The 1,377-nt window shown below is 37.3% G+C and carries 1 protein-coding gene; it reads left to right on the top strand.

Annotation, left to right across the window (positions count from 1 at the left end; all coding sequences use genetic code 11):
* Positions 1–20: 20 nt before the first annotated feature.
* Positions 21–1,377: hypothetical protein (locus DS2_RS19305; protein ID WP_152537654.1), on the top strand; the 1,357-nt coding region annotated here is incomplete at its 3' end.

Raw genomic sequence — 1,377 nt, 5'->3', positions numbered from 1 at the left:
TTGACTTAAATGGCCAGTTAATGAGCACTAGCGTTTATGAGAGAGCTGATTTTTGGGCTGGTGGTGAACCGTTGCATCATGAAGAATACGACTACACATTGGTTTGGGATGATGTTAGTTACCTAAGCTCAATTACAGAGCCAAGAACTATGTTCAAATACGATGGCTTCAATGTTACATGGTATCCATTCTTACAAACTGCCGCGAGTCGAGTTATTCGCACAGAAACAACAATCACGACTAATCAGCAAGATGAGTATGGCAATGCTGGATTAAAAAATAAATTTTATAGCTCTGTCGCTGAAACTGATCTGTTGGGTAATCCCATGGAAACATTAGAGTCAAATGATGCGACAGGCATGATCAAGCAAACAATTAAAAATTATGAATATATAAGTGGTCCATATCTGTGGCTAGTCAGTTTGCCGAGCCGAACTTTAATCCGAGATGATTTATCTAAACCTTTAGAGGCTATCAGTTCAACTGTATACCATAGCGATATTGACGGAAACCCAGCTTACGATTTAAAAGGTTTAGTTTACGAGCAGAAAAAATTTGGTGTTTGGCAGAGTCGAAATACCGAATATCATTCCGACGGAAGGTTAAAAAAAGTTTTATTTAACAAGCTTGCTTCCGATGGCTCTAGTTATTTGTTTGAAAAATATGAAAATTATAAATTGGGCACAGCTCAATCAATTTCGAAATATGATGTAAATTCAACAAATATCATAGGCGCCAGCAAAGTAGTTGATGCGTTTGGTCAAATTAAACAAATTACAGACTTCAATGGCAATAGAGTTAACTATGGCTATGATAATGCGGGAAGACAGCTTTATGTTGATTACCTTGATAGTTTTTGGGAAGACACTTTAACTTCGTACATTGATTCCAGCAATGGAACGACTATCACGCAGCAAAAATGTAAATTATCATCAGATAAAACTTATTGTGCTACGTCCCCCAAACTAACAATTGAAACAACCCAAGATACCTTAGGTAATACATTGTTAAACCAATTGACAGATGAAACGGGGTTGTTAGACCCAATATATACTGTTTATGATTACGACAAATTCGGACGAATAACCTTTGAGTCTTACCCATCATTTAATGAATTTGAGCAAAATGGTTTGCATTTAGATTACGATGAGCTCAGCCGAGTAAAAAGCATTTCAGAAAATCGTAAAGCTGGGCTTGAGGCCGTTACAATTGAATATCTTAACAACAACCGTAAGAAAACTACCGATGCCAAAAATAATCAGACAATAGTTCAGTATCAGGCATATGGTCGACCTTCTTATGCAGCAGCTGTGAATATACGTGCACCAGAGGACGTGAATACCGACATAGCGGTAAATGTTTTTGGCGATGTGTTGT

It is taken from the genome of Catenovulum agarivorans DS-2, assembly GCF_000568405.1.
In the GTDB taxonomy this organism is placed as follows: domain Bacteria; phylum Pseudomonadota; class Gammaproteobacteria; order Enterobacterales; family Alteromonadaceae; genus Catenovulum; species Catenovulum agarivorans_A.
Note: the sequence above shows the minus strand (reverse complement) of the source record. Positions and strands in the feature narration are given on the sequence as shown.